At 64.4% G+C, this 6,457-nt stretch carries 4 protein-coding genes; 2 read left to right on the top strand and 2 right to left on the bottom strand.

Annotated features, from left to right (window positions below; translation table 11 throughout):
* Window positions 1-803 (bottom strand): homocysteine S-methyltransferase family protein (locus MAXJ12_RS02195; protein ID WP_008834110.1); only part of this gene is annotated, 803 nt, incomplete at its 3' end.
* Window positions 804-1,045: 242 nt separating this feature from the next.
* On the opposite strand from MAXJ12_RS02195, the gene MAXJ12_RS02190 reads away from it, so the two are divergent.
* The gene (locus MAXJ12_RS02190) at window positions 1,046-1,699 is read left to right on the top strand and encodes a TetR/AcrR family transcriptional regulator (protein ID WP_040584644.1); all 654 of its coding nucleotides are present in this window, start codon (window positions 1,046-1,048) and stop codon (window positions 1,697-1,699) included.
* 723 nt (window positions 1,700-2,422) lie between these two features.
* Here the strand turns inward: MAXJ12_RS02190 and MAXJ12_RS02185 are convergent.
* Complete coding sequence (locus tag MAXJ12_RS02185; protein WP_008834107.1) at window positions 2,423-4,396, bottom strand: PatA/PatG family cyanobactin maturation protease; 1,974 nt, start codon at window positions 4,394-4,396, stop codon at window positions 2,423-2,425.
* Window positions 4,397-4,644: 248 nt separating this feature from the next.
* Here MAXJ12_RS02185 and lepA point away from each other — a divergent pair, with 248 nt between their 5' ends.
* Entirely contained in the window at window positions 4,645-6,453 is a 1,809-nt protein-coding gene (gene lepA / locus MAXJ12_RS02180; RefSeq protein ID WP_008834105.1) for a translation elongation factor 4, read from the top strand.
* Window positions 6,454-6,457 lie beyond the last annotated feature (4 nt).

The raw sequence follows: 6,457 nt of genomic DNA, 5'->3' as shown, positions 1-6,457 counted from the left end.
TCGAGCGTCGTGGACTCATCCAGTTCGGCATGGCTCTTGGCCGAGGCGTTGGCCTTGACGCCATAGACGCGGTCGAGCCATTTCTCGCCCTTCTTCAGCGCCTGCATGAAATGCGTCGGATGCGCGCAATTGATCATATAGTAGGCTGGCGAGCCGCCCGTCGCGTCGTCCACCCTCTCGATCGCCTCACCGAGCGCCGTACCCGTGGCCAGCCTGCCGTCCGTTTCGACGGTGAACGAGACCATGCAGGGCATCCGCGCCGCTTTCGCCGCGCTTGCAATGCCGATCGCCTCCTCGACAGTGTTCATCGTATAGGCCGCCACCATGTCGGCGTCGGTGCGTGCGAAACTCTCGACCTGCGCCGCGTGATAGGCCTGCGCTTCCCCGGCTTCCATCCGGCCGGCCTTGTAACCGTCGCCGCGCGGTCCGATCGCGCCGCTGATCACGCAGGGCGTCTCGGGCGTTTCGAATTCCTGGCGCAATTCAAGCAGCAGCGCGATCGAATCCTCGTTGACGGCGCGCAGCGCCTCCGGTCCATAGCCGAGCAATTTTCCCCAATCGGGATTAGCCCGCCAGGTCGGCGTGTCGAGGATAAAGCCTGTCCCGCTCTGGCGGGCAATCGTCAGGTATCGGACATAATACTCCTTGAGCTGCTGCCGTCCTTCCAGGGTCGCTATCAGCGGGAAGGAAGCAAAATGCGGAAGATCGATGCCTTCGTGGAAGATGAGCGTTGTTTCCATGCCGCCATCGCTCAGGAAAGTTCTGTTGGCGAGCTGCGGCAGATTCTGGCGGTACTTGGCCATGATTGTCTCCGGTGATAGGATAATTCCCGCGCCGCTGGCTGCGGTCGGTTCGGAATGGCCGTGTTTTATCCGCATCGGCCGCACGTGAACTAGAAAGCTTGTGGTCCGGTAGCTCCGTCGAAGCGGGAACTGCTGAAATTTCAGAAGGATAAGCCGGACCTGATACGGCTCGCGTCATTGCCGGTTACTGTTCGCCGGCCGGAAACTGTACCGCAGGTACAGCAAATTCGAGGGGATTGATCATGCGCAAGGGTGAGGAAACCCGCGAACGTATTCTGGAGATCGCTGAGTCTTCGGTGCTCGCCAAGGGATTCGGCGCGACTTCGATCGAGGAGGTGATCGCCGAAGCCGGCATCACCAAGAGTGGCTTCTTCTACCACTTCAAGGACAAGAGCGAACTCGCCCGCGCAATGATGCTGCGCTACGTCGAGAAGAACGACCGCATCTTCGACGACGTATTCGACCGCGGGCGGCAACTCTCCGACGACCCGCTGCAGTCTTTCCTGATCACGCTGAAACTGCTCGCCGAGGTCATGGGCGATCTGCCGAATGGCCATCCGGGTTGTCTGCTCGCTACCTTTGTTTACCAGGAACGCCTGTTCGATCGCGAGGTGCGGGCGCTGACCACCGATGAGGTGCGCAAGTGGAGCGAGCGCTTCCGCGCGGCCCTTGCAGGCGTGGCGGAAGCCTATCCGCCACAAGATGCCGTCGACATCAATGATGTAGGCGACATGTTCTCCTGCCTGATCGACGGCAGCATCATCATGTCGCGGGCGCTCGGCGACTCAAGCATCCTGCAGCGCCAGATCCTTGCCTTCCGCAGCTTCGTGAAGATGCTGTTCACGCCGGCCGCCCAAGCCGCAATGCCCCGGCCGGCGGTGGTCGCGGCCGAATAGAAATTTCGCTCGGAGCGCGCCGCCCACACAGCTCGCGAGTAGCCGTGCCGCGTATCCTTGAGTCTGAATTCCATCCGCGTTGAAGCGGGCAGCGTCAGCTTGCCCGCTTCAACGCTCAGCTATGCGTCACATTCAGCACTGGCCGATATTGGGAACGCATATGCCTGCGCAGCCGCCGCCGAACGGCAGGCAGGCGCCCACGCAACACCGGCCCGCGCCGCAGCAATCGGACGGCGCGATGCCTGCTGTTTCGTCGCGAGTCTTGCTCGTCTGCCGGGCTACGGGCCTGGCCTGGGTCGGAAACTTCATCGCAGTTCTCCTCTGGACCGGCTCGGGATGCGCGGTTTGCTTCGAGACCCCCATTGAAGAAGGGTCTGGATGCCGCTCCCGCAGCGACACATTCAAGTTAGAGACAATCCATGCAGTCGCTTGCGCCTATGCCTGCGAAGCAGGCGATGCAGGCTGCCGGTCCCGCGGCACATGAGGCGACGCATGCTGCCACGGAAGCAGCGCACCTGATGGCCTTAAAGACATTGCACCCCGACAATCCAACCGCACCATTGAATGGATCGGCACTTCTGCCACGGATAACGGTCCGTGCTTGGTTAGGCAGTCTCATGGTCGTTTCTCCTTCTCGGTTTCATGCTTCATGGAAATGTTGTGTGCTTCATCTGATGCAGGCTGCCACGTGACCGTACATCACGCCCGCCGCGTGACCGGGCATCACGCCCTCCGCGTCCAACTGCGCACCGCGCCGACGGTGACGGGAATGACGTCGCTTACGTCGACCGTGAAGCGATAGACCCTGTTGGCGACGTTGGTGTTGTTCGGATTGAAGAAGGAAAGCTCGACGTCGTAGCAGTCCGAATCCGGACGGCAGACCGGGCTCTTCTTCACGGCCAGCCGGTCGAGATCGAGCTGATCCCTGGTCGTGCTGCGGATCACGTCGGCGATCTGCACCGCATTGGTGGCGGAGTAGTTGATCGCCCGCTCCTCGCCGGTGACGCCCAGGTTGCGCAGGTCGTAATAGACGCGGTCGAGGAAGTTGCTGAGCCCCGCCGAGAACCTCTCATAGGTCTCGCGCTCCGCCGCCGCCTTGGGCACAGCGCCAAGCACATGCGTGACCAGCGGCTGCGTCGCCCAGCTATACATGCCGCGGATCGCCGGCACGATGATCGGCACTATCTGGCCGGATTGCAGCCGCATGCTGCCGGATATCACGCCCGGTACCGAGATCAGCTCGACGCCCTCGTTGAGTTGCGCCCGGAGCGCCTCGCGCAGGCGCACATAGGCGTCGGCCCCGAAGGGCCCCATCGGGACGATGGCGTAGATCGGCGTAGCGTCGAGATTGAGCGTCCAGATCACCGCGGACGCGTCATAGGGAGCGGCGTCGAGATAGGCGAGCAGGTGGTTCGGCAGCAGCGGATTGTTGGCCTCGCCGGTCATGGCCTGCGCCAGTGAATCCCGGCGCGCCTCGGTGCCGAAATCGTAGCCGAGCTTGCCGAGCGCATAGACGAGCTGCGGCTTCTTGGCCTCGCCGCCCTTGCCGCCGCACCCACATCCGCAGTCTTTGTGCTCCCCGCCGTTCTTCTTGCCCGCGCCGCCGCAACTGCAGCCGCAATCCGACGGCTCGATCTGTCCGGATGCGGTCACGCCAGCGGGCTGTGCAAACTCCTCCGCCGTTTCCGGCGCGTCCTCGCTCGACATCGCGATCGCTCCGCCCGCCGCCGAAGGTGCGATCGCCGACGGTCGGAAGGCTTCGGCGGGCGCCTGCGAGACCATGTCCCGGTCGGCGAATATATCCATCTCGGTCTTCATGTCGTGTCCCCCTCCAAGGTCTCTGATGGTTGCTTCGATATCGATGCTGCCGGCCAGGAACTTTTCGCAGCCCATGGCTGCGCCTTCCGGGCAGGGTTTCGCGTTGCGCAGGACCGCTGCGCGAATTCCGTGCGGGTCGGGCGCTTCGCCCCTCGCCAATTGCGCCGCCGCGAGCAGGGCGCAGACGCCCGAGACGTATGGCGTGGCGAAGCTCGTGCCGCTCTTCGAAACCGTGCCGCCGCCGGGCGCCGCGCCGATAACCGCCATGCCCGGCGCCAGCACGCCCTGCGCGAGATAGGCCGCGCCCCAATTGCTGGAGGCGAGCGGCGCGCCGTCATGGTCCATCGCGCCGACCGCCAGCACCGAGGGCGCCGCCGCCGGAATGTGCAGGCAGTCGCAGCCGTCATTGCCGGCCGCCGCCACGATCAGCACGTTGCGCCTGAGGCAGGTCTCCACCGCCTGCGCGAGCATCGGCTCCGGCAGGCCCGACGGCGTAAGCTGTCCGCCGCTGATGTTGATGATGTGCGCGCCGTGCTCGACCGCAGAGAGGATCGCCCGCGCCAGGTCGAGCTGCGAGCATGTCAGCCCGCCGCCCGCGTCGGAGAAGATCGGCGCGATCAGCCCGCGGCAGGCCGATGCGATGCCCCGCACCGCGCTGCCCGGCTGGCCGAAGATGACGCTGGCGACATGCGTGCCGTGCGCCAGCGCCCGCCCGCCGCCGCTGCCCGCCGCCAGCGTCTGCAGTTCGGTCAGCCGCGCGCCTGCAAAGCAGGGATGCGCAAGGTCCACCGGCCCGTCCAGCACCGCGATCGTGATCCGCCCGTCGCCGCCGCCCGGCAGCGCGTTTTCCAGATCCGCATAGGCGGTTGACCCCTGCACGCGACCGCTCCCCTGGACCGATGTCCAACCCCGCAGCCATGGTGTTCCTTCCCAAACGGAAAGTCAACTATAGATTGCATTAGTGCTTGAAATACAACCAATACGATCTGCGGTTGCCGCGCCGTCCCTCATCCTGAGCTTGTCGAAGGATGAGCCTGTCGAAGGGCTGAGCCTGCCAAAGCGCCTGTCCCGAGCCTGCCAAAGCGCCGCGCTTGCCGCACCGCACCGCCCCTGCTAAAGGCGCGCGCATGACAACGCCGCTTTCCCACATCCGCAATTTCTCCATCGTCGCCCATATCGACCACGGCAAGTCGACGCTTGCCGACCGCCTGATCCAGTCGACCGGCGGGCTCGAGCTGCGCGACATGAAGGAGCAGGTGCTCGATTCCATGGACATCGAGCGCGAGCGCGGCATCACCATCAAGGCGCAGACCGTCCGCCTGAAATACCGCGCCAAGAACGGCGAGGATTACATCCTCAACCTCATCGACACGCCCGGCCATGTCGACTTCGCCTACGAGGTGTCGCGCTCGCTCTCGGCCTGCGAGGGTTCTCTGCTCGTCGTCGACGCCTCGCAGGGGGTGGAGGCGCAGACGCTGGCCAATGTCTACCAGGCGATCGACAACAACCACGAGATCGTCGTGGTCTTGAACAAGATCGACCTGCCCGCCGCCGAGCCCGAGCGCATCAAGGAGCAGGTCGAGGAAGTCATCGGCCTCGACGCCTCCCAGGCCGTCTACATCTCCGCCAAGACCGGCCTCGGCATTCCCGACGTCTTGGAAGCGATCGTCAACCAGCTTCCGCCGCCGCGCGAGGGCGACATCGACGCGCCGCTCAAGGCCATGCTGGTCGACAGCTGGTACGACACCTATCTCGGCGTCATCGTCCTCGTCCGCGTCATCGACGGCCGCCTGAAGAAGGGCCAGACCATCCGCATGATGGAGACCGGCGCCAAATACCTGGTCGAGCGCACCGGCGTCTTCACGCCGAAAATGGTCACCGTCGACGAGCTCGGCCCCGGCGAGTTCGGCTTCCTCACCGGCTCGATCAAGGAGGTGGCCGACACCCGCGTCGGCGACACCATCACCGAGGACAAGCGCCCGACCGCCGCCGCGCTCCCCGGCTTCAAGCCGGCGCAGCCCGTGGTCTTCTGCGGCCTGTTCCCGGTCGACGCCGCCGATTTCGAGGATCTGCGCGCCGCCATGGGCAAGCTGCGCCTCAACGACGCCAGCTTCTCCTTCGAGATGGAGACGTCCGCCGCGCTCGGCTTCGGCTTCCGCTGCGGCTTTTTGGGCCTGCTCCACCTCGAAATCATCCAGGAGCGGCTGGAGCGCGAATTCAACCTCGACCTCATCGCCACCGCGCCCTCGGTCGTCTACCGCATGAACCTGATCGACGGCTCCGTGAAGGAGCTGCACAACCCGGCCGACATGCCCGACCTCGTCAAGATCGCCTCGATCGAGGAGCCGTGGATCCGCGCCACCATCCTGACCCCCGACGATTATCTCGGCGGGATCCTAAAACTCTGCCAGGACAGGCGAGGCGTCCAGGCCGACCTCTCCTATGTCGGCAAGCGCGCAATGCTCATCTACGATTTGCCGCTCAACGAGGTGGTGTTCGATTTCTATGATCGGCTGAAGTCGATCTCCAAGGGCTACGCCTCCTTCGACTACCAGCTCACCGACTACCGCGAGGGCGACCTGGTCAAGATGTCGATCCTGGTCAATGACGAGCCGGTCGACGCGCTCTCCATGCTGGTCCACCGCACGGCGGCCGAAAAGCGCGGCCGCGCAATGTGCGAGAAGCTGAAGGAGCTGATCCCGCAGCACATGTTCAAGATCCCGATCCAGGCGGCGATCGGCGGCCGCATCGTCGCCCGAGAAACCATCTCCGCCCTGCGCAAGGACGTGACGGCCAAATGCTACGGCGGCGACGTCACCCGCAAGCGCAAGCTCCTCGAAAAGCAGAAAGAGGGCAAAAAACGCATGCGCCAGTTCGGCAAGGTCGACATCCCCCAGGCGGCGTTCATCGAAGCGCTGAAGATGGGGGATAGCTAAGCGC

Source organism: Mesorhizobium alhagi CCNWXJ12-2 (genome assembly GCF_000236565.1).
GTDB classification, from domain to species: domain Bacteria; phylum Pseudomonadota; class Alphaproteobacteria; order Rhizobiales; family Rhizobiaceae; genus Allomesorhizobium; species Allomesorhizobium alhagi.
The sequence above is the reverse complement of the archived record's forward strand: the minus strand, read 5'-3'. Positions and strand labels throughout refer to the sequence as shown.

What these genes read in the sequence shown, in the direction of transcription:
- MAXJ12_RS02190 (WP_040584644.1), top strand. Translation starts at nt 1,046, where the DNA reads ATGCGCAAGGGTGAGGAAACCCGCGAACGTATTCTGGAGATCGCTGAG.
- lepA (WP_008834105.1), top strand. Translation starts at nt 4,645, where the DNA reads ATGACAACGCCGCTTTCCCACATCCGCAATTTCTCCATCGTCGCCCAT.